This window comes from Bacillus sp. UNC322MFChir4.1, from assembly GCF_000746135.1.
Lineage (GTDB): Bacteria > Bacillota > Bacilli > Bacillales > Bacillaceae_G > Bacillus_A.
The window spans coordinates 1-23,442 of record NZ_JQKQ01000011.1; the positions used below are offsets into that span (position 1 = coordinate 1).

The 23,442-nt window shown below is 39.0% G+C and carries 23 protein-coding genes, 1 tRNA gene and 1 other RNA gene; 7 read left to right on the forward strand and 18 right to left on the reverse strand.

Annotated features, from left to right (window positions below):
* From BR72_RS04195 to BR72_RS04280, 18 genes are all read right to left on the reverse strand, one after another.
* Positions 1–926, reverse strand: a 926-nt coding sequence (locus BR72_RS04195) for a thiol-activated cytolysin family protein (protein WP_035430441.1), incomplete at its 3' end; no start/stop codon positions are given.
* Positions 927–1,442: 516 nt separating this feature from the next.
* Positions 1,443–1,804, reverse strand: a transfer-messenger RNA (tmRNA) gene (ssrA, locus tag BR72_RS25275).
* A gap of 127 nt (positions 1,805–1,931) precedes the next feature.
* Positions 1,932–2,399 carry an SsrA-binding protein SmpB gene (smpB, locus tag BR72_RS04205; protein ID WP_035430443.1) on the reverse strand — a complete coding sequence of 156 codons (468 nt, stop codon included), beginning with the start codon at positions 2,397–2,399 and terminating at the stop codon, positions 1,932–1,934.
* 72 nt (positions 2,400–2,471) lie between these two features.
* Positions 2,472–4,814 (reverse strand): ribonuclease R, encoded by a 2,343-nt coding sequence (rnr, locus tag BR72_RS04210; protein ID WP_420482260.1) that lies wholly within the window; start codon positions 4,812–4,814, stop codon positions 2,472–2,474.
* A gap of 353 nt (positions 4,815–5,167) precedes the next feature.
* Positions 5,168–5,908, reverse strand: coding sequence for an alpha/beta hydrolase (locus BR72_RS04215; RefSeq protein ID WP_035430447.1), 741 nt, complete (start codon positions 5,906–5,908; stop codon positions 5,168–5,170).
* Between the two features lie 278 nt (positions 5,909–6,186).
* Positions 6,187–6,420, reverse strand: coding sequence for a preprotein translocase subunit SecG (secG, locus tag BR72_RS04220; protein WP_035430449.1), 234 nt, complete (start codon positions 6,418–6,420; stop codon positions 6,187–6,189).
* A gap of 92 nt (positions 6,421–6,512) precedes the next feature.
* Positions 6,513–7,202, reverse strand: a complete 690-nt coding sequence (locus tag BR72_RS04225) for an LrgB family protein (protein WP_035430451.1) — start codon at positions 7,200–7,202, stop codon at positions 6,513–6,515.
* Positions 7,199–7,567, reverse strand: a complete 369-nt coding sequence (locus tag BR72_RS04230) for a CidA/LrgA family holin-like protein (RefSeq protein ID WP_035430452.1) — start codon at positions 7,565–7,567, stop codon at positions 7,199–7,201. Before BR72_RS04230 ends, BR72_RS04225 begins: the two co-directional genes overlap by 4 nt.
* 241 nt (positions 7,568–7,808) lie before the next feature.
* Positions 7,809–9,101: a phosphopyruvate hydratase gene (gene eno, locus BR72_RS04235; protein ID WP_035430453.1), complete on the reverse strand. Its 1,293-nt coding sequence runs from the start codon at positions 9,099–9,101 to the stop codon at positions 7,809–7,811.
* Between the two features lie 29 nt (positions 9,102–9,130).
* A complete protein-coding gene (gene gpmI / locus BR72_RS04240; protein WP_035430454.1) occupies positions 9,131–10,660 on the reverse strand; it encodes a 2,3-bisphosphoglycerate-independent phosphoglycerate mutase in 1,530 nt (509 codons plus the stop codon).
* Positions 10,657–11,412, reverse strand: coding sequence for a triose-phosphate isomerase (gene tpiA, locus BR72_RS04245; RefSeq protein WP_035430455.1), 756 nt, complete (start codon positions 11,410–11,412; stop codon positions 10,657–10,659). The genes gpmI and tpiA overlap by 4 nt, the downstream gene beginning before the upstream one ends.
* Positions 11,413–11,443: 31 nt before the next feature.
* Positions 11,444–12,628, reverse strand: coding sequence for a phosphoglycerate kinase (locus BR72_RS04250; protein WP_035430456.1), 1,185 nt, complete (start codon positions 12,626–12,628; stop codon positions 11,444–11,446).
* Between the two features lie 134 nt (positions 12,629–12,762).
* The gene (gap, locus tag BR72_RS04255) at positions 12,763–13,767 is read right to left on the reverse strand and encodes a type I glyceraldehyde-3-phosphate dehydrogenase (protein WP_035430457.1); all 1,005 of its coding nucleotides are present in this window, start codon (positions 13,765–13,767) and stop codon (positions 12,763–12,765) included.
* A 34-nt stretch (positions 13,768–13,801) separates the two neighbouring features.
* Positions 13,802–14,824, reverse strand: coding sequence for a sugar-binding transcriptional regulator (locus BR72_RS04260; RefSeq protein WP_035430668.1), 1,023 nt, complete (start codon positions 14,822–14,824; stop codon positions 13,802–13,804).
* Between the two features lie 133 nt (positions 14,825–14,957).
* Positions 14,958–15,206, reverse strand: a complete 249-nt coding sequence (locus BR72_RS04265; protein ID WP_035430458.1) for a glutaredoxin family protein — start codon at positions 15,204–15,206, stop codon at positions 14,958–14,960.
* Between the two features lie 9 nt (positions 15,207–15,215).
* The gene (rpoN, locus tag BR72_RS04270) at positions 15,216–16,511 is read right to left on the reverse strand and encodes an RNA polymerase factor sigma-54 (RefSeq protein WP_035430459.1); all 1,296 of its coding nucleotides are present in this window, start codon (positions 16,509–16,511) and stop codon (positions 15,216–15,218) included.
* 320 nt (positions 16,512–16,831) lie between these two features.
* Positions 16,832–16,907, reverse strand: a tRNA-Arg gene (locus BR72_RS04275).
* Positions 16,908–17,066: 159 nt separating this feature from the next.
* Positions 17,067–18,980: an APC family permease gene (locus BR72_RS04280; protein WP_035430461.1), complete on the reverse strand. Its 1,914-nt coding sequence runs from the start codon at positions 18,978–18,980 to the stop codon at positions 17,067–17,069.
* A 370-nt stretch (positions 18,981–19,350) separates the two neighbouring features.
* Here BR72_RS04280 and BR72_RS04285 point away from each other — a divergent pair, with 370 nt between their 5' ends.
* The 7 genes from BR72_RS04285 to BR72_RS04315 all read left to right on the forward strand — a co-directional run bounded on the left by BR72_RS04285 (position 19,351) and on the right by BR72_RS04315 (position 23,258).
* Positions 19,351–19,557 (forward strand): DUF1657 domain-containing protein, encoded by a 207-nt coding sequence (locus tag BR72_RS04285; RefSeq protein ID WP_035430463.1) that lies wholly within the window; start codon positions 19,351–19,353, stop codon positions 19,555–19,557.
* Between the two features lie 102 nt (positions 19,558–19,659).
* A complete protein-coding gene (locus BR72_RS04290) occupies positions 19,660–20,154 on the forward strand; it encodes a YhcN/YlaJ family sporulation lipoprotein (RefSeq protein ID WP_035430465.1) in 495 nt (164 codons plus the stop codon).
* Between the two features lie 148 nt (positions 20,155–20,302).
* Positions 20,303–20,779 carry a stage V sporulation protein AC gene (gene spoVAC, locus BR72_RS04295; protein WP_035430466.1) on the forward strand — a complete coding sequence of 159 codons (477 nt, stop codon included), beginning with the start codon at positions 20,303–20,305 and terminating at the stop codon, positions 20,777–20,779.
* On the forward strand, positions 20,780–21,790 hold the full coding sequence (gene spoVAD, locus BR72_RS04300) for a stage V sporulation protein AD (RefSeq protein WP_035430467.1): 1,011 nt from the start codon (positions 20,780–20,782) through the stop codon (positions 21,788–21,790).
* Between the two features lie 3 nt (positions 21,791–21,793).
* Complete coding sequence (spoVAE, locus tag BR72_RS04305) at positions 21,794–22,144, forward strand: stage V sporulation protein AE (RefSeq protein ID WP_035430468.1); 351 nt, start codon at positions 21,794–21,796, stop codon at positions 22,142–22,144.
* Between the two features lie 11 nt (positions 22,145–22,155).
* Positions 22,156–22,362: a DUF1657 domain-containing protein gene (locus tag BR72_RS04310; RefSeq protein WP_035430469.1), complete on the forward strand. Its 207-nt coding sequence runs from the start codon at positions 22,156–22,158 to the stop codon at positions 22,360–22,362.
* Between the two features lie 20 nt (positions 22,363–22,382).
* Entirely contained in the window at positions 22,383–23,258 is an 876-nt protein-coding gene (locus tag BR72_RS04315) for a DUF421 domain-containing protein (protein ID WP_035430470.1), read from the forward strand.
* The last annotated feature ends 184 nt before the right edge of the window (positions 23,259–23,442 follow it).

Sequence of the window (23,442 nt, forward strand, 5' to 3'; positions counted from 1 at the left end):
GCTTTAAAAGCAGCTTGTACATCTTTGCTCTTAGATGATGTTTCTAATTTCACATAAACTGTTCTACCATAAGCTACATTTGACACCATAACAGGTGGAGCCGTATTACTTACCCCTTTACGAGTTAACTCATCAAACGTAACACTATTATCAAAAAGATCTGATGGATTGTTAGGTAGTTCTGCACTTACTGTATAGAAGATTTGCTTATATGCCGCAACCATCACTTTTTTCTCGCCATCTGCAACTGCTTTAAAATCAATGTTCAGTGAATTGTCAAGATATTTAGCGTTAACATTAAGAGCACTTGCGATTTGAGATTTACTATACACCATAGATTCTGTATACTGCGTTCTTGCAGGTAACGTATGTGTGTTTGAATACTTTTCATTCCAAGTCGATACTAATTCATCTACTGCTCCAGACACATTACCATATGTAGGATTTTGGACAGTAATTGTATTGTCTTTTCTCATACCAGGTAAGTCGATACTAATATTCAAAGGTTTTCTCTTAGCCACTAATAAATCAGGTTGATTATCTGCAAAAGCTTTATTTGCAAGTTGTACTGCTCCTGGATAAGTGCGATTAACCACAGAATCAATAATCGAAATATCCACTGGTGAAGTTGTAAGTGATTTTTTCTCACGTTCAACTACTACAAATTTACCATTTGAATTACTACTTTCTTTCGGAACAAAACTCTCTACCTTATCACCATTTACTGCTAAAACCTCTTGATTATTATACTTTAGATTTCCTATACCAGTATCAATGTCAATAGCTTTTTTTACTTGATCAGCTGAATTACTTTTAGGTGTTTCAGCGAAAGAAATAGATGTATAATTAAAAGTGCATAAACCAATTGATAAACATGCTAGTAATTTTATTCCCTTAGTATTTTTTCTATTTTTCAAAAAAATCAACTTCTTCCTCTTTTGCGTATTTAAGTATGATAGTTATTTATCAATAATTGCTAAATAGTAAACTTACATAAATGCTTTTAAAAGTCCTTGAACTATTGGAAGTGCTCCACCTAGAAATTTTAAAATTGTCATTGCGATTGTCATAGTATTTACTCTCCCTTTGTTGTTGCTAAAATGTGTTTTATCTTTATACCCTTATTATAGTAAGCGCTTTCATTTTTATCAATACATTCTTGTATGCAATGTTGCATATGAGAATGTATCAGGTTCCCTTTGTATTGTTAATAAGAGTAGCATTCAACATATTTATTATTCTCAGATAATAGTTTTCCTGGAAAACGTACGTAGGCAATTTGGGTGGCAAGTCCTAATCTAATAAAACCTCAAGAGAATCCACACTCATTTTTTATATTGGAAGCATAAGTTGGCCGTAAACTAAAAGAAGCATAAGTTGGCCAAAACGGCCATCTTATGCTTCTTGTTACATACAAAATAAAAAAACCACCAAATATGTATTGGTGGAGACGGTGGGAGTCGAACCCACGTCCAAAAGTATCGGCACTTAAGCTTCTACGAGTGTAGTCGATATATTAGCATTTCGCAAATTCTTCAGCCTATCGACAGGCTTCCGAATTGCTAGTCTGGTTGTTCTCTTCCTTTGTCCTCAGACGGTGAACTCCGGCGTAGCCCACTTAGAGTGAGTCCGCTACCCTACCACATGGGCGATGGAGGGACGAACCGCTAAAAGCTGTTATTAAGCAGCTAAAGCGAAGTTGTTTTGTTGTTTGCCAGTTATAGGCTTTGACGTTTTAACGAGGCCGATCCCCTCGACTCGCAACCTAAGCTCGAACTACCCCTGTCGAATCCGTAACGTCCCCATATAAGAAATGGAGCATACGAAGTATATTCGTGATAGCTGCTATTGAGCTGTTTTTCAATGTTCAACTGGCCTTACATTTGTTATTATAGCACACGATCGTCATTTTGCAATTGTAAATTTCTGTATTACATTTTTTGACGATCGCGGAATACACGTGCAATTTCACGTTTTGCTTCTTTTTCTTTTAAATCATGGCGCTTATCATATTGCTTTTTACCTTTCCCTAAACCAAGTGCCATTTTCGCAAATCCATTTTTTAAGTAAATTTTAAGCGGTACAAGCGTATAACCTGTTTCTTTCGTATAACCGATTAGCTTTAAAATTTCTTTTTTATGAAGAAGTAACTTTCTTGTACGAAGCGGATCATGGTTAAAACGATTTCCTTGTTCATATGGACTAATGTGCATATTATGTACCCATACTTCACCATTTTGCACACGTGCAAAGGCATCTTTTAAGTTTACACGACCGGCACGAATCGCCTTAATTTCTGTTCCTTGAAGGACAAGACCTGCTTCAAATGTTTCTTCAATAAAATAATCATGGAATGCTTTTTTATTTTGTGCGATGACTTTCCCTTGACCTTTTGGCATCTCTTTGCTGCCTCCCTTCATTTGTATCATTGTAACAAAATATGAAGAAAGAAGCCATATACGGCTTCTTTCTTACTTACGTTTTTTCTTTTTCTTCTTAAAGTTCGGTGCATTTTCAAAGAATGGCTTTTTCTTTTTGTTTCCATTTCCATTTTGTTTTCCGTTGCGACTCGAATCTTTTCCTTGTCCGCCGCGATTGTTATCACGATCACTGCGTTTTCTTCTATTTCCTTTTGGCTGGTCAATTACAACTGGGCGATCTTTTCGTTGTCGTTTTACACTGCCTTTCATGCCGACAATTTCAAAGTCAATCGCGCGTTCATCTTTGTTTACGTTAATTACGCGAATCGTAATTTCATCACCAATGCGGAAGACGTTCCCTGTTCGTTCGCCAATCATCGCAAAATGATGTTCGTCATAACGATAGTAGTCATCTGTTAAATAGCTAACGTGAACAAGACCTTCAATTGTATTTGGAAGTTCGACGAATAAACCGAAGTTTGTTACAGAACTAATGATTCCGTCGTATTCTTCACCAACTTTATCAAGCATGTATTCTGCTTTTTTCAATTCATCTGTTTCACGCTCTGCTTCAACAGCGCGGCGCTCCATATTTGAAGAATGCTCCGCAATATCCGGTAAATCCTCACGCCATCTTGCTTGTGTTTCATGATCCACTTTTCCGTTAATTATATATGTGCGAATTAATCTATGCACAATTAAATCAGGATAACGGCGAATTGGTGATGTGAAATGTGTATAGAACTCTGTCGATAAACCGAAGTGGCCTAAACTATCCGCATCGTAACGTGCTTGCTTCATAGAACGAAGCATAACTGTTGAAATCACAACCTCTTCTGGTTGACCATGTACCATTTCAAGAATTTGTTGCAGCGCACGCGGATGTACTTCATTTCCGCGTCCTTTTACCGCATACCCAAAGCTCGTAATAAACTCAAAGAAACGCTCTAGTTTATCTTCTTTCGGGTCTTCGTGAACGCGGTACATAAACGGTAAGTTCATCCAGTGGAAATGCTCTGCAACCGTTTCGTTTGCGACTAGCATAAATTCTTCAATAAGCTTTTCCGCAACAGAACGTTCACGTAATACAACGTCTGTCGGTTTGCCCTCTTCGTCCACTAATACTTTTGCTTCCTTGAAGTCAAAGTCAATTGCTCCGCGGCGCATACGCTTTTCACGTAAAATAGCAGCTAGTTTCCCCATCTCTTGGAACATTGGGATTAACGGCTCATAGCGCTCCATTAGTTCTTCATCTTCATCGTCCAAAATGCGCTTCACATCAGAATACGTCATACGCTCCGCTGTTTTAATCACACTTTGGAAAATTTCATGCTTTACTACTTCCCCTTGCTCATTAATTTCCATTTCACAAGATAAAGTTAAACGGTCTACCTTTGGATTTAATGAACAAATTCCGTTAGATAAACGATGTGGAATCATTGGGATTACACGGTCTACAAGATAAATACTCGTTCCGCGCTCCGCGGCTTCGCGATCAATTGCTGAACCTTCTGTCACGTAATGACTTACATCAGCAATATGTACACCAAGCTTGTAATTGTCGTTCTCAAGCTTCGTTACTGTAACCGCATCATCTAAGTCTTTCGCATCCGCGCCATCGATTGTAACGATTGTTTGATCTCGTAAATCACGACGCCCTTGTAAATCGTTTTCATCAATCGTTTCTGGTACACTGTTCGCATGCTCCATTACGTCTAGCGGAAACGCAAGCGGTAAGTTATGCTTATGAATAACAGATAAAATATCAACGCCTGGGTCGTTTTTATGACCAAGAATTTGAATAACTTCTCCTTCTGCACTTAAACGGTCTTGCGGATAGCTTGTAATTTTCACAACAACTTTATGCCCTTCTACCGCACCCATAGAAGCATTTTTTGGAACGAAAATATCACTCGTCCAGCGCTTATTGTCAGGAAGCACAAAGCCAAAGTTTTTCGATTCTGTATATGTACCAACTAATTCTTTCGTTCCGCGCTCTATAATACGAACAATTGTCCCTTCCTTGCGCGAACCACTTGACTCTGAACTAATACGCGCCAATACTGTATCACCATGCAGCGCGCCTTTTAATTCTGTTGGCGGTATAAAAATATCATCTGTCCCTTTTTCCTCTGGTACGACAAACGCAAAGCCACGAGCATGTCCGATGAGTTTACCGCGCACTAAATTCATTTTCTCTGGAAGACCGTAACGATTACTTCTCGTCCGCACAACAAGTCCTTTTTCCTCCATAATAACAAGTGCTTTCACAAACTCTTTAAAATCCGCCGCATCTTCAATACCAAACGCTTCTTCCAACTCTTGCACAGTAAGCGGCTTATATGCTTCCTCTTTCATAAACGATAACAACTTATCGATATTCTCCTGAATCATTTCCTCCAAGTACAAAAACCTCCTTCAAAATCCTCGTATTTAATATTGTATCCGAAAAGATAACCATATATAAATGATGTTGCCTTATATCAATCCATTTTAACGTTTCAACACATAAGTTGCTCAAAACAGAACCTGCTCTCGTCCTTCTTGTTTTTATACCGGTTTTTCAACATACAAATCACTGCTATGAAAACAAAACAAGACCCGCTCTCGTCTTCTCCCTGTATTTCAAACCTCGCGCGTGGCAGAACAAGGGCACTGACCGCTCCTACACATGGCCAGTCCCTCTCGCCAATCCTAAAAAAGAGGTTTTTATATTTTTACATATGTAAAAAATACGCAACTAGATCTTACCAATCTAGTTGCTCTAAGAAGTTATATACATCCTCATGCAGCTCATCACGCTGCTTATCAAGCGTAATTACATGTGTAGAATCCTCATACCACTTAATTTCCTTCAAGTTTGATTCTACTCCATGATAAATAATATTTGCGCTATCTGTATTAATCATTTCGTCATGGCGTGCTTGCACAACAAACGTTGGTGCATAAATCATATCGATGTTATTGCGCACATCGCGAATTAAATCTTGCAGTGCTCTTAATGTGTTCATCGGTGTTTGCTTAAATGCAAACATCTCTTCTTCGATCTTCTCTGGCGATTTACGCTCACGCTTTTTATATTCGCGTGCGTACGCTAGTATACCTTGGTACATCGTTTCTTCGCTTTTAATGTACATCGGAGCACACATCGGTACCACTCCGATAATTGGCATTGTATAAGCAAGTTTTAACGAAAAAACGCCGCCAAGCGATAAACCAACTGCTGCAATCTTTTCGTATCCTTTATCTTTTAAATGCTGATATGCTCCCATTACATCTTTCCACCAGTCTTCTGGACCTGTGTGTACAAGCTGCTCTGGTGGTACACCATGACCTTTATAAATTGGCGCATGGCATGTGTAGCCTTTTGTCTCTAAATAACGTCCGAGCATACGAACATCTGCAGAATTTCCTGTAAAACCATGTAATAGTAAAACTGCACGTTCTCCCGCTTCAAATGTAAATGGTTTTGGGGATGCTAGCTTCATTTCCCAATCTCCTTCTCTTCCTATAATGTAATCTTCATATATATGTCCACTTTAATTTTCCGACATCTTTGTCTAACTCTGCCTCCTAGGCCCTGACCGCCTCCATGCATGGCCAGATGCTCTCGTCCGTCCCTAAAAAAGGCTTTTATGTCGTTTTTTAAATTTGTATTTATATATTGTCTATTCATAGTGTAACATAGTTTCTTTTCCATAATCTAATTAGAAATTCTCAGGGCAAATAAAAAAAGATTCAACCCGAAAAGGCGAATCTTTTATACTTAGACTTGTAAATACGTAACTGCAAATGTTAACGCGAAGAATAATACAGCAAGAACAATTGTAATGCGGTTTAATACAGCTTCTACTCCGCGTGCTTTTTGCTTGCCAAATAATTGCTCCGCACCGCCAGAAATTGCACCAGATAAACCAGCGCTCTTACTGGATTGCATTAATACAAGTACAATTAATAACAACGATACAATAATAAGCAGGACCGATAAAAACGTATGCACTTTACACGCCTCCTCAAGTTTCAATTACTTTAAATGTAACATAAAATAATTGGAAAAGCGAGAGCGTCTCATACGCCCAATACTTCACCAAATTAAATAAAAAACGATGCAAATAATGGACCTAGTAAACATGTTAAGATTGCTGCTAATGTCATCGTTACTGATCCGATTACGCCTTCGTTCTCATTATTTTTCATCGCACGCATAACACCCATAATATGCGATGCACAACCAAGTCCAATTCCTATCCCAACAGAATTTGTCACTCTGCTCCATTTTAATAAAAGAGGACCGGTAATTGCTCCAGATATTCCGGCAACTACTACGAAAGCAGCCGTTAACGATGGTACACCGCCAACTTCCTCTGACACACTCATAGCTACTGGCATCGTTACTGACTTCGGTAAGGAAGATAAAATTAAGCTTTTATCCGTTCCAATAACGGTTGCAATCATCACATCACTTGCAATGGCAACGATTGTTCCAATCAATACACCGCCAACAATTGGGATAATATACTTTCTTAAAACACTGCGTTGTTTATAAAGAGGGATCGCAAACGCTACTACCCCAGGACCAAGCAATTTCGAAATCCAGCCCCCGCCGCTTTGCATGTATTGTTGATATGGTATACCAAATACAACTAACAATATAATCATTAAAGCTGTTGCGACAAGCATGGGAATCGTAAACGGCGTTGGAAACCACTCATAAATCTTCTTCGATAATTGATATAATAGCACTGTCAATATAATCCAACCAATTCCAATTACTATACTCATTGTATCTCTTTTTCCTTTCTATTCGCAAAGTATTGTCCTGTATGCCCTGCTACAACGATAATAATAAACGTACTCAGAACAACAGTAATTAACAACGAAATACCTTTACTCACAAAAAAAGAACCATAATTCATTAAACCAATGATTGAGGGAACTAATAAAAATGGCATAAGATCCACCAATGTTTCTGCTCCAAAGTCAAACCACTTTACTGGAAGGACGTTTAAGCTCAGCAATATAAATAACAAAAGCATCCCTATTAAACTTCCTGGAATCGGAAGATGAAATGTGCCTCCTATCCACGTTCCAATCATATAAAATACGTAAAGCGCTGCTACTTGGACAATAATTTTCGTGAATTTCATCTATCTATCATCCTTTATTATGCGATTGTTGACATTTCCCTAACTAATCATAGTACAAATTGTAAAGACCTTCAATTTATTTTGTTGACAAATTTGGCACAATGTGGTAGGCGCTTACATTCTGATTTTTCTGTATTTATAACAGAATTAGCAATGGTTCCTCATATTAAAAAAACCTCCTATAAACGTGGATGTCCACATTTATAGGAGGTAAAAGCAATACTATTCTACCTTACAGAAATTACTTCTTTAAGTTGTAGAAAGATTTTAAACCACCGTAAACAGCGATTTCGCCTAGTTCGTCTTCGATGCGTAATAATTGGTTGTATTTCGCAATACGGTCAGTACGGCTCATAGAACCAGTTTTGATTTGGCCAGCGTTAGTTGCAACTGCGATGTCAGCGATTGTAGCATCTTCAGTTTCACCAGAACGGTGAGATACAACTGCTGTGTAACCAGCACGTTTAGCCATTTCGATTGCTTCGAAAGTTTCAGTTAAAGTACCGATTTGGTTAACTTTAATTAGGATAGAGTTAGAGATACCTTTTTCGATACCTTCAGCAAGTTTTTGTGTGTTCGTTACGAATAAGTCGTCACCAACTAATTGAACTTTTTTGCCAAGACGGTCAGTTAATAACTTGTGGCCATCCCAGTCGTTTTCGTCTAAACCATCTTCAATAGAGATGATTGGGAAGTTATTGCAAAGATCTTCGTAGAAATCAACCATTTCTGCAGAAGTCATGCTGCGTCCTTCACCTGTAAGATCATATTTACCAGTTTCTTTGTTGTAGAATTCAGAAGAAGCAACGTCCATTCCTAAGAATACGTTTTCGCCAGCTTTGTAACCAGCTTTTTCGATTGCTTCGATGATTACTTCTAATGCTTCACGGTTAGAACCAAGGTTTGGAGCGAATCCACCTTCGTCACCTACTGCTGTGTTAAGACCTTTGTCATGTAATACAGCTTTTAATGCATGGAATACTTCAGCACCCATACGGATTGCTTCTTTGAATGTTGGAGCACCAACTGGTAAGATCATGAACTCTTGGAAGTCTACGTTGTTGTCAGCGTGAGAACCACCGTTGATGATGTTCATCATTGGAGTTGGTAATTGTTTTGCATTGAATCCACCAAGGTAACGGTATAATGGAAGACCTACATAGTCAGCTGCTGCATGAGCTACTGCCATAGATACACCAAGGATAGCGTTAGCGCCTAATTTACCTTTGTTTGGAGTGCCGTCTAATTCGATCATAGCACGGTCGATTCCAGCTTGGTCAGTTACGTCGAAACCAACGATTTCTGGAGCGATAATTTCATTTACATTATTTACTGCGTTAAGAACACCTTTACCAAGGTAACGAGATTTGTCACCGTCACGTAATTCTACTGCTTCGTATTCACCAGTAGATGCACCACTTGGTACTAATGCGCGTCCGAATGAACCGCTTTCCGTGTATACTTCTACTTCTACAGTTGGGTTACCACGAGAGTCTAAAACTTCACGAGCATAAACATCTAAAATTGCTGGCATATTATTTCTCTCCTTTATTATATGAGTAATTATTTAATAATTGTTTTACCTGTCATTTCTTTTGGCTGTTCAACGCCAAGAAGTGTAAGCATTGTTGGTGCGATATCTCCCAAAATACCGTCGCCGCGAAGCTCAATACCTTCTTTTGTAACGATGAAAGGAACCGGGTTTGTTGTATGAGCAGTCATCGGTGTGCCTTCTGGAGTTAACTCCTCATCAGCATTACCATGGTCAGCAGTAATAAGTGCTACACCATCTTTTGCAAGAATCGCTTCTACAACTTTTCCTAAACATTCATCAGTTGCTTCTACTGCTTTAATTGTTGGTTCCATCATCCCAGAATGGCCAACCATATCACAGTTTGCAAAGTTAAGAATGATTACATCATGCTTATCATTTTCAATTTCATTTACTAAAGCGTCCGTAACTTCGTAAATGCTCATTTCAGGTTTCAAGTCATACGTTGCAACCTTAGGCGAGTTAATTAAGATACGCTCTTCTCCTGGGAATTCAGCCTCACGACCACCGCTAAAGAAGAATGTAACGTGCGGATACTTTTCAGTTTCCGCAATGCGAAGTTGTTTTAATCCCGCTTGTGAAACAACTTCACCTAACGTATTATCCAAGTTCATTGGCTTGAATGCTACGTAACCTTTTACAGTTTCACTAAAGTGTGTCATACAAACGAATTCTGGAATGCGAGGTACTTTTTCACCACGATCGAACTCACGGAAATCTTCGTTTGTAAATACACGCGCAATTTGAATTGCACGATCTGGACGGAAATTGTAGAAGATGATTGCATCATCATCATTGATAGTTGCAACTGGCGTTTCATCTTCATTTACCATTACAGACGGCAATACGAATTCATCATAGATACCATTTGCATATGAGTCATCCACACACTCATGTGCTGTTTTGTAAGTAGGGCCTTCGCCTTTTACCATGGCACGGTAACATTTTTCAACGCGATCCCAACGCTTGTCACGGTCCATGGAGTAATAACGACCGGAGATTGTCGCGAATTGTCCTACTCCTGTTTCTTTGATTACTTCATTTGCTGCATCGATATACCCTTTTGCTGTTTGCGGACCAACATCGCGGCCATCTAAGAACGCATGAAGATATACTTTCTCCACGCCTTCTTTTGCAGCTAAGCGAAGAAGAGCAAACATATGGTCAATGTGACTATGCACACCGCCATCAGAAAGTAAACCGAATAAATGAAGAGCTGTACCCTTTTCCTTTACGTGTTTCATTGCACTTTGGAACGTTTCGTTCTGATCGAACTCACCTTCACGAATTGCAACGTTAACACGTGTTAAGCTTTGGTATACAGTGCGGCCGGCACCAATATTTAAGTGACCTACCTCAGAGTTACCCATTTGACCTTCTGGAAGACCTACCGCCTCACCGCACGCTGTTAGTGTTGTGTGAGGGAATTTGCTCCAGTAACCGTCGAAATTAGGCTTCTTAGCTTGTGCTACAGCATTCCCGTATGTTTCTTCACGTAAACCGAAACCGTCAAGAATGATTAAAGCTGTTGGCTTTCTCATTTTACCGCCTCCAAAAGACCTAAGAAGGAAGCAGGCTCTAAGCTTGCGCCGCCAACTAAAGCACCATCGATATCAGATTGTGCCATGTATTCTTTAATGTTTTCAGGTTTTACGCTACCGCCGTATTGAATACGAACTGCTTCTGCCGCTGCCGGAGAGACTGCTTCAGCAACAACTTTACGGATGTGCGCACATACTTCGTTTGCATCTTGTGCAGAAGAAGATTTACCTGTACCGATTGCCCAAATTGGCTCATAAGCGATAACAGTTACTTTTACTTGCTCTTCTGTTAAGCCTGCAAGTGCTTTTGTCACTTGACCTGCTACAAGATCAAATGTTTTTCCGCTTTCGCGCTCTTCTAACGTTTCACCACAGCAAACGATTGGTGTTAAACCATGTTCAAATGCTGCAAGAGTCTTTTTGTTTACTGTTTCGTCTGTTTCAGCAAACATTTCACGACGTTCAGAGTGACCAAGTACTACATAGCTTACTTTTAAGTCGCTAAGTGCTACCGGGCTAATTTCGCCAGTGAATGCACCATTCTTTTCGAAGTGCATGTTTTGTGCACCTACTTGTAAATCAGTTCCTTCTGAAGCTGCTACAAGACGCTCTAAGAAAAGAGCTGGAGAACAAACAACTGCATCAACAGCCGCCCTAGCTGGGATTTGACCTTTTACTTCCTCTACGAAGCTAACTGCTTCAGATAGAGTTTTATTCATTTTCCAGTTACCTGCGATAATTGGTTTACGCATGCTTTGCACCGTCCTTTTTCTTGGCTGCTAATTATTTGTCGTTAAGACAAACTACACCAGGAAGTTCTTTACCTTCCATAAATTCTAATGACGCACCGCCGCCAGTAGAAATGTGGCTCATTTTATCAGCCATACCAAATAGTTCAACAGCTGCTGCAGAGTCACCACCGCCGATAACAGAGTATGTACCTTCTGCATCTGCTAATGCTTGTCCTACTGCTTTTGTACCTTCTGCATATGGAGCCATTTCGAATACGCCCATTGGTCCATTCCATACAACAAGCTTAGAGTTTTTAATTACATCTGCATAAATTGCACTTGTTTTTGGTCCGATATCTAAACTTTGCCAAGTAGCAGGAATAGAATCGATATCTACAACTTGTCGGTTTGCAGTTTCAGAAAACTCATCTGCAATAACGCAATCAACTGGCATGTAGAAGTTTACACCTTTTTCTTTTGCAAGTTGGATAAACTCTTTTGCTAGTTCAATTTTGTCATCTTCACATAGAGATTTTCCAATTTCATGACCTAATGCTTTTACAAATGTATAAGCAAGTCCGCCGCCAATGATTAAGTTATCAACTTTATCAAGTAGATGACGTATTACACCGATTTTATCTTTTACTTTCGCACCACCGATGATTGCTGTAAATGGACGTTCCGGATTAGAAAGTGCTTTACCTAATACTTCTAATTCTTTTTCCATTAAGAAACCTGATACTGCTGGTAAGTAATCTGCAATACCTGCAGTAGAAGCATGAGCACGGTGAGCTGCACCGAATGCATCATTTACAAAGATATCAGCAAGAGCTGCAAATTCTTTCGCAAGTTCTGCATCGTTCTTTTCTTCACCTGCATAGAAACGCACGTTTTCAAGAACTAATACGTCGCCTTCGTTCATTGCTGCAACCATTTCTTGTACAGCAGGTCCGAATGCTTCGTCCGCTTTTTTCACGTCTTTACCAAGAAGTTCGCCTAAACGTACTGCTACTGGAGTTAGACGCATTTCTTCTACCACTTGTCCTTTTGGACGACCTAAATGACTTGCTAAAATCACTTTCGCACCTTGCTCTACTAAATATTGAATTGTAGGAAGAGCTGCACGAATACGAGTCTCGTCTGTAACTTTGCCTTCTTTCATTGGCACGTTGAAGTCAACGCGGCAAAATACTCGTTTACCCTTTAAATCTACGTCACGAATTGATTTTTTATTCATTGGATTTCCCTCCGACTAGTTAGGATTGACAAAACCCATTCAAAAGCTTATCACATTTGCTTATAAAACGAAAGAAGAGAGAGGGAACAAACCCTCTCCCTCGTTTTGTCATTAATAACTGATAAACTTAAGAATTAAAGACCTTTAGAAGCAATGTAGTCTACTAAGTCAACTACGCGGTTAGAGTAACCAGTTTCGTTGTCGTACCAAGAAAGAACTTTAAGCATGTTGCCTTCCATAGTCATTGTAGATAATGCATCGATTGTAGAAGAGCTTGTGCATCCGTTATAGTCGATAGATACTAATGGCTCTTCGCTGTATCCAAGGATACCTTTTAATTCGCCTTCAGCTGCTGCTTTGAATGCTGCGTTTACTTCTTCAACTGTTACTTCTTTCTCAAGCTCAACAACTAAGTCAACAAGAGATACGTTAGCAGTTGGAACACGAACTGCACCACCATTTAATTTACCTTTAAGTTCTGGTAATACTAATGCTACTGCTTTCGCTGCACCAGTTGTAGTTGGGATCATGCTCATTGCTGCTGCACGTGCACGACGTAAATCTTTATGTGGTAAGTCTAAAATTTGTTGATCGTTAGTGTAAGAGTGAATAGTTGTCATCATACCGCGCTTCATGCCAAATTTTTCGTTTAATACTTTAGCAAATGGAGCTAAGCAGTTTGTAGTACAAGAAGCGTTAGAGATTACGTTATGATTAGCTGCATCATATTGCTCGTGGTTAACGCCCATAACGATTGTGATATCTTCGTCAGAAGCTGGTGCAGAGATGATAACTTTTTTAACTGATCCACCTAAGTGTTTCTCAGCGTCTGCTTTTTTAGTGAAACGGCCAGTAGATTCTACTACTACTTCTACGCCGTAGTCGCTCCATGGTAATTGAGCTGGGTCGCGCTCAGCAATAACTTTGATTTCTTTACCGTTAACAACGATGCTATCGCCGTTTGCAGATACTTCTGCATTTACTGTTCCGTGAACAGAGTCATATTTTAAAAGATGTGCTAATGTTTTTGCATCTGTTAAGTCGTTAATTGCTACTACTTCCACGTTAGGGTTGTTAAGAGCTGCGCGGAATACCACACGTCCGATACGGCCAAATCCATTAATACCAATTTTAGTCATTTGAATTTCCTCCTTGGGGGATGTATATTAAGGGTTATTTACCCTTTACTAACTCTTTTGCTGCACCTTCGTCTGTAATTAGTAACGAAGTGTTCCCTTGTTTAATTACTGCTTGAATCGCTTTCGCTTTTGATGAACCTCCAGCAACTGACACGACATGAGATACATGCTGTAAATCTTCAAGCTGCATGCCAACTGTTTGCACTTTATGAACAACTTCACCTTGTTCATTTAAGTAGTACCCAAAGGCTTCACCGACCGCTTTGTTCTCTTTAATTTTCGTCCAATCTGCTTCTAAAGTACTTCTTCTACGCGCCATTGTTAGGGCATCACCGATTCCGTGAATGACAATATTGGAAGATCGAATCAACTCAAGAATTTCTTTCACAGAAGGTTCTGTCACAATGGATGCGTATGCCTCGCCGCTTACGTGGTCAGGAACGTACAATAAGCGATAATTACTCATCGTATTTTGTGCCATTTTCGCACAAATCGTGTTTGCTTCTAGCTCCACACTCTCTCCTATTCCACCGCGTGCTGGGACAAATAACATATGTAGATCTTTGCAATCAATTTGCATCATATCAGCTACGGCAGCTATCGTGGTTCCTCCAGTCACAGCAACGATATTATTCGCTGTTAGACGATCTTTTATACGAGCAACACAAGCACGGCCCATTTCCAGCTTGACCCAAGGTGATTCATCACTATCACCAGGGACAACGAAAACTTCATCCAAATCTAATGTTTCCTTAAGCTGCTTTTCCAAAACCTTCAAACCAGAAATTTCTTTCATAAAGTCTTCCAAAGCAAGAACAACAGCTGTTCCTTCTTCTGTTAATGTCATTCCAGAAGAGGCGACGTGAATCAAGTTTTCATCTTTCAAAACCTGTACTTCACTTCGTAATACTCGTTCTGTCATACCAAGACTTGCAGATAAGTTTCTTCTACCAATAGGTTGCGTTAACCGGATGTACTGAAGAATTTGCATTCTCTTTTGCATAACAGGTAGCAGATCAGGTAATAATTTTTTTGTATACTGAATCCATGAGCGCATCATATTGCATCTCCTCACCACATTGGTTCATTATCTATATGGTCATTATATGTCCCGTAGTGACATATTGTGTCCCGCATAGAGTAAAAAAATAATCCCTGCTACATTTATTATTGTAACAGGAGATAAAAAGTTATTCAACTCTTATTATACGAATTATACTGTCCATTATGACATCTTTGTGAATAATTCCATATTCTACCTCTATCCCTTCAATTTCAACAACAGGGATCATAAGATGATACTTTTCTAACAGCTGTTCATCCTCATATATATTTATTTCCTTCAAATCAAATACGTATTCATCTTGCAATTCTTGCAGAAGTTTTTTTGCCTTTTGGCAAAGGCCACATTCCGCTTTTGTATATAGAATAACCTCCATGTTCATCACCTATACAATCGTTTTTCGCAGAGAAGAAGCTGGAATATTTAACTGCTCACGATATTTCGCTACTGTTCTGCGCGACACAACAATTTCGTATTCTTCTTCTAACATTTTTGAAATCTTTTGATCTGAAAGTGGTTTTTTCTTATTTTCTTTCTCTACAAACTCTCCGATAAGCTGCTTTACTCTCTTCGTTGAAACCGCCTCGTCTTCTGTAGTTGTTACCGCATTGCTAAAGAACGACTTCATTTCAAATAAACCATACGGCGTTTGCACATATTTATTGCGCGTCGCTCGGCTAATCGTTGACTCATGAACACCTAATATCTCGGCCACTTCTTTTAGTGCAAGTGGCTTTAAATATTGCGGCCCATTCATAAAAAAGTCACGTTGCTTTTCAATAATTACTTCCATTACATTTAAAAGCGTTTGCTTCCTTTGTTTTAAACTACGCATAATCCATTGTACATGCTGATATTTTTCCGAAACATAAGAAGCAACGTCACTTTCACTATTATGAAGAAGCTCACTATATTCTGAATGAATTTCAATTCTCGGCATATTACGTTCATTCATCTGAATCACTAGGCGATTCTCTTCTTTTTTCACCGCCATATCTGGAACAATGTACATCGGCTTCTCCGAAGAAAACGCCAAACCCGGTTTCGGTTGCAGCGATGTAATCACATGAACAGCTTCTTGTAACTCTTCCGTACTACACTTCAATACATTTGCTAATTTGCGCCAATCTTTCTTTACAAAATATGCAAAATATTCATCTACAATCATCTCCGCTAAAGCGCTCCTTTTATGTAAGCGCTTTAATTGAATGGATAAACACTCTTGAATATTTCTCGCTCCTATCCCTGCTGGCTCTAACGATTGAACGAGCTCCATACAGCTATTCACGTCTTCTATACGCACTGATAATAACGACGCTAATTCCTCATTCGTTTCTTGTAAATATCCATTCTCATCCATATTTAAAATAATGAATGAGGCAATTCTTCTTTGCTTTTCATCTATTTTATAATACTGCAATTGGTTTACTAAATGCTGTTGAATCGTTGTTGAATCAACACTATAAATTTCCATTTGATTCTCAGTTTGTTTCCCCGTTGTTTTACTTTTTTTCTTCTCCCTGTCAAAGCCCCCCAGCTCGATAAGGGGATTTTCCAGCGATTGCTCATACAAAAACTCCGTTAATTCCTGCACATTGTACTGGAGCATTGTAATTGCTTGTCTTAACTCTTGCGTCATTGCCAAACGTAAACTTTGTTCTTGTAAAAGACTTGCTTTCAACCTAATCTCCCCCTCACTTCTATTGTACAATAAGTTTATAAAAAGGAGAATCCTGGACTAACACCCATATCCACATATTATTACTCTATATGTATTATTCAAGTTTATATATTACAACTAAAAAAACGAATAATATTTAGGAGGAATGAATGCCAACCTTTTAAAAACACTCAAAACTTTATACCACGTACTAATAGTAACTCCCATTTCTAGAAATAACAATTAAAAAGAGTAGTTTAAATATAACGAAACCTCATTATACTTAGACTACTCTTTTATATTAATAAAACCCTAACTTTACTATAAGTTAGGGTTTTTGACGCGCCCAGAGGGATTCGAACCCCCGGCAGACGTGGTACCGGAAACCACCGCTCTATCCGACTGAGCTATGGGCGCATGATTATAAATTCTACGGCAAACGGATACCTGTTTATCCTATCGCGTAATGTTTATTATACGATATCTTCGTTTTGGAAGCAATTACTTCTTATGTCATAATTACTGAATAACAGCCCACATCACGTAACGATGTGGGCTGCCAATCATGAAACGATATTATTTCTGCAAATGATATGGAACCGTTGTAATTACAATATCTTTATTGCGCATAAACCACATGCGTAATAGAAGCGCACTTTGGTTATGCAACGCATGATGCCACCATTTGTGCGGAATAAACTGCGGAATAATAATATGAATGTGTCCCCCACCCTTTTGTTTCGCTTCTATCGTTTTAATAAGGCGATTCAGCGGTTCAAGTATAGACCGATATTTACTGCGAAGAACTACCAGTCTACAAGGAGTTCCCCATTCTTTCCACTTTGTCTCCATTTTATTTATAGATGCAGCATCGAAACCAACATATACAGCAATCGGATCCACATCTACACTTTTCGCAAAGGATATCGTGTTGTTCACAACACGATGAACGCCTGACACTAAAACGAGTGTGACTATATCGCTTGCTTCTGGACGTATCGTTTGCATATCGATGCGCAGTTCTTTCGCAACATCTTCATAATGCTTGTGAATGGACATTGAGATGAAAATAACAATCGGCAAGACAACTAATACAACCCAGGCGCCGCCCGTAAATTTTGTAACAGCAAAAATAACGGCAACGATTGATGTAATCACAGCACCAACTGTATTAATTGTAAACTTAACTTTCCAGTTTGATCCTTTCACTCGCTTCCAGCGGCGCATCAAACCAATTTGCGCTACTGTAAACGAAAGGAACACACCGATCGCATAAAGCGGAATTAACGCATTCGTATGCGCATGAAACGCTATAATCAAAATACATGCTAGTGATGCTAACGCAATAATTCCATTCGAATATCCTAAGCGGTCTCCGCGATTTGTTAAGCTTCGAGGCAAAAATCCGTCTGCTGCTACAATCGCAGCAAGCTGAGAAAATCCTGTAAATGTAGAGTTTGCTGCTAAAATTAACACAATGAACGTAAACCATATAATGACTTGATATAAAATTCCATGTCCAAAATACATGCCAGCTAACTGTGACAACATCGTGTTATGTGGGTCTGGCGTAATACCTTTCGCATACAGATGAAACGAAAATCCTAACAGTGTCACAGCTGTGATCGAACCTAAAGCAATATACGTTCTAATTGCGTTTTTTTGCTGTGGTTCTCTAAAAATAGGAACTGCATTTGAAATCGTCTCAATTCCTGTAAGGGCTGAACAAGCTGAACTGAACGCTTTCAAAACTAGTAAAGTTGTTAAGCCCTCTGGAACTGTTCCAAAGCTCGGTGTACTTGGTTGAATAAACCCGTGACGAAGTTCATCAAAAAAGCCCGTAAAAATTAAAGTTAACATACAAATCATAAACCCGAATGTCGGCCAAGCAAATACGCGAGCTGATTCTGCTACTCCGCGTAAGTTTACAAGCACTAAAAGAACGACGCATAAAATAGCCAAAATCGTTTCATAAGGAGCGACTACAGGATACGCTGAAGAAACAGCTTCCATCGCCGCAGATACGGATACAGCTACGGTCAACACATAATCAACAAGCAAAGAACTAGAGGCAACAAGAGAAACCCAGCGTGGCTTGAAGTTATCCTTCGCAATAGCATACGCTCCCCCGCCGTTTGGATATGCCAAAATCCCCATAATATACGAGACAATCAATATTGCCAAAAGAACGATAGTAGAAATGGTAATCGGTAAAATTAACCATTTCGCATCAGGGCCAAGTCCTACAAGCTCTGTCATTCCTGATTCAGGTCCATATGCAACAGATGAATACAAATCCGCTGAAAGGATCGGCAGCGCGATTAACCAAAATAACTTGTTATGTTGCGCATGAAGCTCTGACGTTGACATAGGACGACCAATTAAAAAGCGCTTCACACTACTGAAATTACTTGCAGAAAACCAAATTGCAATTAATGCGAAAATAATTAACATCGCTTCCAACCATCTAATTAAAGTATGATGATCCATAACTTTTTCTCCTTTTTATCGTCGTTTGCTAATTTTTATTCTCCATATTTCAATTGATACATGATATTTTGAACTACGAAATATAAAATATGTACTCTCCATCAAAAGCCTACAAATTTACACATAATCGTTATTTTCTAATAACCATAACTATTGATATTTTAATTTCCCTACATACAATTCATTGCTATGCAGAATACAACATGCTTGCTACTCGCTTATATAGAAAACCTGCTAATCCCTTACATTTTCAAATTACATGATAAAAATTTACATTTCGAACAAAACCTAAAATTGGTAATTATATTTCAACGCACATTCACAAATTCTAATCATTGAAATTCAATTCAAACAGAGGAGGAATTACGTTATGACTGTAATTACGAAACTTAAACAAACTGTTTCAGGATTAAAAAGTGCACAAGCGAGCTTAGAAGGGTTCGCTCTTGATACTGATAACCAACAAGCAAAGCAATTATTCCAAAGTGCAGCGCAGCAAACGCAAACGATTATTGATTCTTTATCTCCACGCGTTGAAGAGGTTCAACAAGAAGAACCTCAATATACACAACAGTAAAGGGCATTGATGCCTACTTTACACTGAACCGAAAAAAGGGTGATACCATATCATCCTTTTTTCACCTCAAATTACATAGAGCTATAGAAACGGAATGATACAATGCGAAAATTTAGGATTATTACTTTGTTATTCCTTCTCTCCCTCAATTTCCTAAGCGGCTGTAACAGCCCACTAGATAAAAAAGTAAAAAAAGAAGCAAATGAGAAAGAAGAACACAAAGCAACTAAAGAAGATACGAAATTAAAACAAGTCAGTATGGAGTCTGTTGATCAATCCATAGCAAATCAAGCGAAAGATAAGATTTTTAATATGGAAGAAATAATTGATGTAAAGGCGGTTAATTTAGATAACGAACTGTATGTAGCCGCGAAACCAGAGCACCACGAACGCTTTCAGCTAAAGAAATTAAAAAAGAAAATGAAACAAACATTAGAAAAAAAGTATCCAAATTCAAAAATTTATGTCAGTACAGATAAAAAAATTTTTATGTTGCTAGATAAATTAGAAACGAAGATTAAAAACAAAAAAGCGGATAAGAAAGAGATTAAGAAACAACTAAAAGTAGTGAAAGAAGAAATGCATTCTGATACGTAATAAAGTGAAACTTCCATCAGTGATGCTTTTCTTACTGAGGGAAAGCCCGCCCAATCGGGCTTTTACGGGTAGTTCCCCCGTTCTTCTTCAATTTACTGCCCACGAATAGCGGGATAATACTTTTCACCATAGAAAAGGATGGATTCATATGTCGAGCCAAAACAAAGACTTAACACCAGTGCAACAAGAATATAAAAAGTTTGAACAGCAGCGTGAGCCGAAGCGTCCTGTTCTAAAAAATTGTATAAAAGCATTTTTTGTTGGCGGATTCATTTGTTTAATCGGTCAACTTATCTCCACATTTTATATTACTTATTTCGATTTTACTGAACAATCTGCGGGGAACCCAACTGTAGCAACAATGATCTTTATTTCTATGCTCCTAACAGGTTTTGGTGTATACGATCGATTAGCTCAGTTTGGCGGGGCAGGTACAGCCGTTCCAGTGACCGGATTTGGAAATTCTGTCATATCCGCTTGTATCGAGCACCGTACGGAAGGTTTTGTTCTTGGAGTGGGCGGAAATATGTTTAAACTAGCCGGATCCGTTATTTTATTTGGTGTATTTTCCGCTTTTGTAATTGCACTGATTCGCACAATTTTAATTCAATGGGGAGGATTTTAAATGTTACAAGGTCACCGAACATGGGTATTTGAAAACAAACCCGTGATTATCTCAACTGGTGTCATTGGCGGACCATTTGAAGCAAACGGCAACATCCCTGACGATTTCGATACATTGCATGATAATTTATGGCTAGGACAAGACTCTTATGAAAAGGCACATCGCGTTTTATTCGAAGAGGCTTGCAGCAGAGCAACCGAAAAAGCAAAACTACGGAAGGAAGATGTTCAATTTATCTTGGCGGGAGATTTAATTAATCAAATTACACCTTCAAGCTTTGCTTGCCGGACACTCGGCACTCCCTATCTCGGATTATTCGGCGCTTGTTCTACTTCAATGGAAGGACTTGCGTTAGGGGCAAGCATCGTAAATGCAAAAGGAGCGAAATATTTATTAACAGGAGCATCAAGCCATAATACCGCTATAGAAAAACAGTTTAGATATCCAACTGAATACGGAGGACAAAAACCCCCTACCGCGCAGTGGACAGTAACAGGAGCCGGTGTTGCCTTATTAAGTGATCAAGGAGATGGACCTTGCGTAACATCAGCAACAATCGGAAGAGTGATCGATATGGGATTAACCGATCCGTTTAATATGGGAGGGGCTATGGCTCCCGCTGCTGTCGACACGATAGAAGCACATTTAAGAGAACGACAAATCGACGTATCCTACTACGACTTAATTGTAACGGGCGATCTCGGTCATGTCGGACGAGAAATTGCCTATGACTTACTACGAAAGCAAGGAACATCTATACGAAGCGAACAATTTCAAGATTGCGGATTGCTCATTTATAGAGACGACCAACCTATTTTAGCAGGAGCAAGTGGCCCAGGCTGCTCAGCAACTGTTGTGTATGGACATTTACTAAACCGAATGAAAAAAGGAGAGTTTCGCAAAATACTTGTAGTTGCTACCGGGGCCCTACTTTCCCCATTAACTTTCCAGCAACAAGAAACAATTCCTTGTATCGCCCATGCAGTATCCATTGAAGTTGGAGGTGTATAATACATGATCTTTTTCTGGGCTTTTGTAATCGGCGGCATCATTTGTGTCATTGGACAAATTATGTTCGACGTCTTCAAACTCACCCCCGCTCATACAATGGCGACACTTGTTGTCATTGGCGCTATATTAGACGGATTTAATTTGTATGAACCATTAATTGATTTTGCCGGAGCGGGTGCAACGGTTCCTATTACAAGCTTTGGGAACGCTCTCGTTCACGGCGCAATGGCCGAAGCTGCTGAACATGGAATCATTGGCGTTATAACAGGAATGTTTAAAGTAACAAGCGCTGGTGTATCCGCCGCAATTATCTTCGGATTTATTGGAGCTTTATTATTTAAACCAAAAGGATAAGAGGTGCTCTCATGACCGTTGTTGCAAGCGTCAAAACATGCCTTGCTAGTTTGAAAGGTGCACAAGCAAGTTTAAGCGCCCTTTCTCAAAACTCTGCTGATCAAGAAACAAAGCGCGTTTTTCATGAATGTATGTTAGAGATGGATAGTATTATCGCTGATATACAAGGGCGCGTTTCAACATTAGAGCGAGAAGAACCACAATATAAAGGATTTTAGGAAGACTGGAGAGGATATACATGCCTAACATTCACATACCAGAATGGCCACTTGTCATTATACGTTCTTTATGTGTCTTAATTGTTTTATTCGCCATTACGAAATGGCTTGGCAAAAGACAAATCGCTCAACTTTCCTTTTTTGAATACATAGCAGGTATGACAATCGGTGATATCGCTGCGGAAGTGTCAACAGGACTGGAACAAAACTTCTTCCACGGTATTTCTAGTATGCTGGTTTTTGCCGTCATTCCCTTTTTCGCAGGACTAATTTCCTTAAAAAATAAAACAGTACGAGATTTTGTAGAAGGTAAATCCACTATTTTTATAAAAGACGGCAAAGTACTCGAAGATAATTTAAAAAAGGAAAAATATACAAGCGACGAACTATTAGAACTTCTGCGAAAAAAAGATGTATTCAACATAACCGATGTTGAATTCGCTATATTAGAACCGAGCGGTGAACTAAACGTATTATTGAAGAAGGACAAGCAACCATTAACTGCAAAAGATATCGGATTAAAACTACCAAACGAAAAAGAAACACACACAATCATTATGGATGGAAACATAATAGATGAACCTCTTGCAGCAAGCGGTCATAACCGCGCTTGGGTTCGCACCGAACTCGAAAAAATGGGGGTTGCAATCGACAACGTATTCATTGGACAAGTCGACTCCTACGGCCAACTAACAGTCGACATATACAACGATAAAATCCAAATGCCTTCTCCTCAAGACAAACCATTATTATTCGCTTCCTTAAAGAAGTGTCATGCTGATCTTGAACTCTTTTCTTTAGAAACGAAATCAAGCATTGCCGCGAACATGTATGCAAACAACGCCAAGAAGCTAGAAGAAATTTTAAATAAAGTTACGTATTTACTAAAGGAATAGTACGGAAAAGAACGCTTATATATGTAATAGCGTTCTTTTTTGGTTTTCACTTCGCATGTGGCAAAAACAGGTCCTGACCGCTTCTATGCATGGCCGGATGCACTCGCCTACCTAAAAAAAGAGGGGTTTTCTATAAGTATGTTTAAATTCACCCAATTCGGTTATGATGAGGAAGGTACAGAAG

Bases quoted from the DNA above. Each gene is read 5' to 3' on its own strand.
- smpB (WP_035430443.1), bottom strand. From the start codon at position 2,399: ATGCCAAAAGGTCAAGGGAAAGTCATCGCACAAAATAAAAAAGCATTC.
- rnr (WP_420482260.1), bottom strand. From the start codon at position 4,814: ATGATTCAGGAGAATATCGATAAGTTGTTATCGTTTATGAAAGAGGAA.
- BR72_RS04215 (WP_035430447.1), bottom strand. From the start codon at position 5,908: ATGAAGCTAGCATCCCCAAAACCATTTACATTTGAAGCGGGAGAACGT.
- BR72_RS04225 (WP_035430451.1), bottom strand. From the start codon at position 7,202: ATGAGTATAGTAATTGGAATTGGTTGGATTATATTGACAGTGCTATTA.
- BR72_RS04230 (WP_035430452.1), bottom strand. From the start codon at position 7,567: ATGAAATTCACGAAAATTATTGTCCAAGTAGCAGCGCTTTACGTATTT.
- eno (WP_035430453.1), bottom strand. From the start codon at position 9,101: ATGCCAGCAATTTTAGATGTTTATGCTCGTGAAGTTTTAGACTCTCGT.
- gpmI (WP_035430454.1), bottom strand. From the start codon at position 10,660: ATGAGAAAGCCAACAGCTTTAATCATTCTTGACGGTTTCGGTTTACGT.
- tpiA (WP_035430455.1), bottom strand. From the start codon at position 11,412: ATGCGTAAACCAATTATCGCAGGTAACTGGAAAATGAATAAAACTCTA.
- BR72_RS04250 (WP_035430456.1), bottom strand. From the start codon at position 12,628: ATGAATAAAAAATCAATTCGTGACGTAGATTTAAAGGGTAAACGAGTA.
- gap (WP_035430457.1), bottom strand. From the start codon at position 13,767: ATGACTAAAATTGGTATTAATGGATTTGGCCGTATCGGACGTGTGGTA.
- BR72_RS04260 (WP_035430668.1), bottom strand. From the start codon at position 14,824: ATGCGCTCATGGATTCAGTATACAAAAAAATTATTACCTGATCTGCTA.
- BR72_RS04265 (WP_035430458.1), bottom strand. From the start codon at position 15,206: ATGGAGGTTATTCTATATACAAAAGCGGAATGTGGCCTTTGCCAAAAG.
- BR72_RS04280 (WP_035430461.1), bottom strand. From the start codon at position 18,980: ATGGATCATCATACTTTAATTAGATGGTTGGAAGCGATGTTAATTATT.
- BR72_RS04285 (WP_035430463.1), top strand. From the start codon at position 19,351: ATGACTGTAATTACGAAACTTAAACAAACTGTTTCAGGATTAAAAAGT.
- BR72_RS04290 (WP_035430465.1), top strand. From the start codon at position 19,660: ATGCGAAAATTTAGGATTATTACTTTGTTATTCCTTCTCTCCCTCAAT.
- spoVAC (WP_035430466.1), top strand. From the start codon at position 20,303: ATGTCGAGCCAAAACAAAGACTTAACACCAGTGCAACAAGAATATAAA.
- spoVAD (WP_035430467.1), top strand. From the start codon at position 20,780: ATGTTACAAGGTCACCGAACATGGGTATTTGAAAACAAACCCGTGATT.
- spoVAE (WP_035430468.1), top strand. From the start codon at position 21,794: ATGATCTTTTTCTGGGCTTTTGTAATCGGCGGCATCATTTGTGTCATT.
- BR72_RS04310 (WP_035430469.1), top strand. From the start codon at position 22,156: ATGACCGTTGTTGCAAGCGTCAAAACATGCCTTGCTAGTTTGAAAGGT.
- BR72_RS04315 (WP_035430470.1), top strand. From the start codon at position 22,383: ATGCCTAACATTCACATACCAGAATGGCCACTTGTCATTATACGTTCT.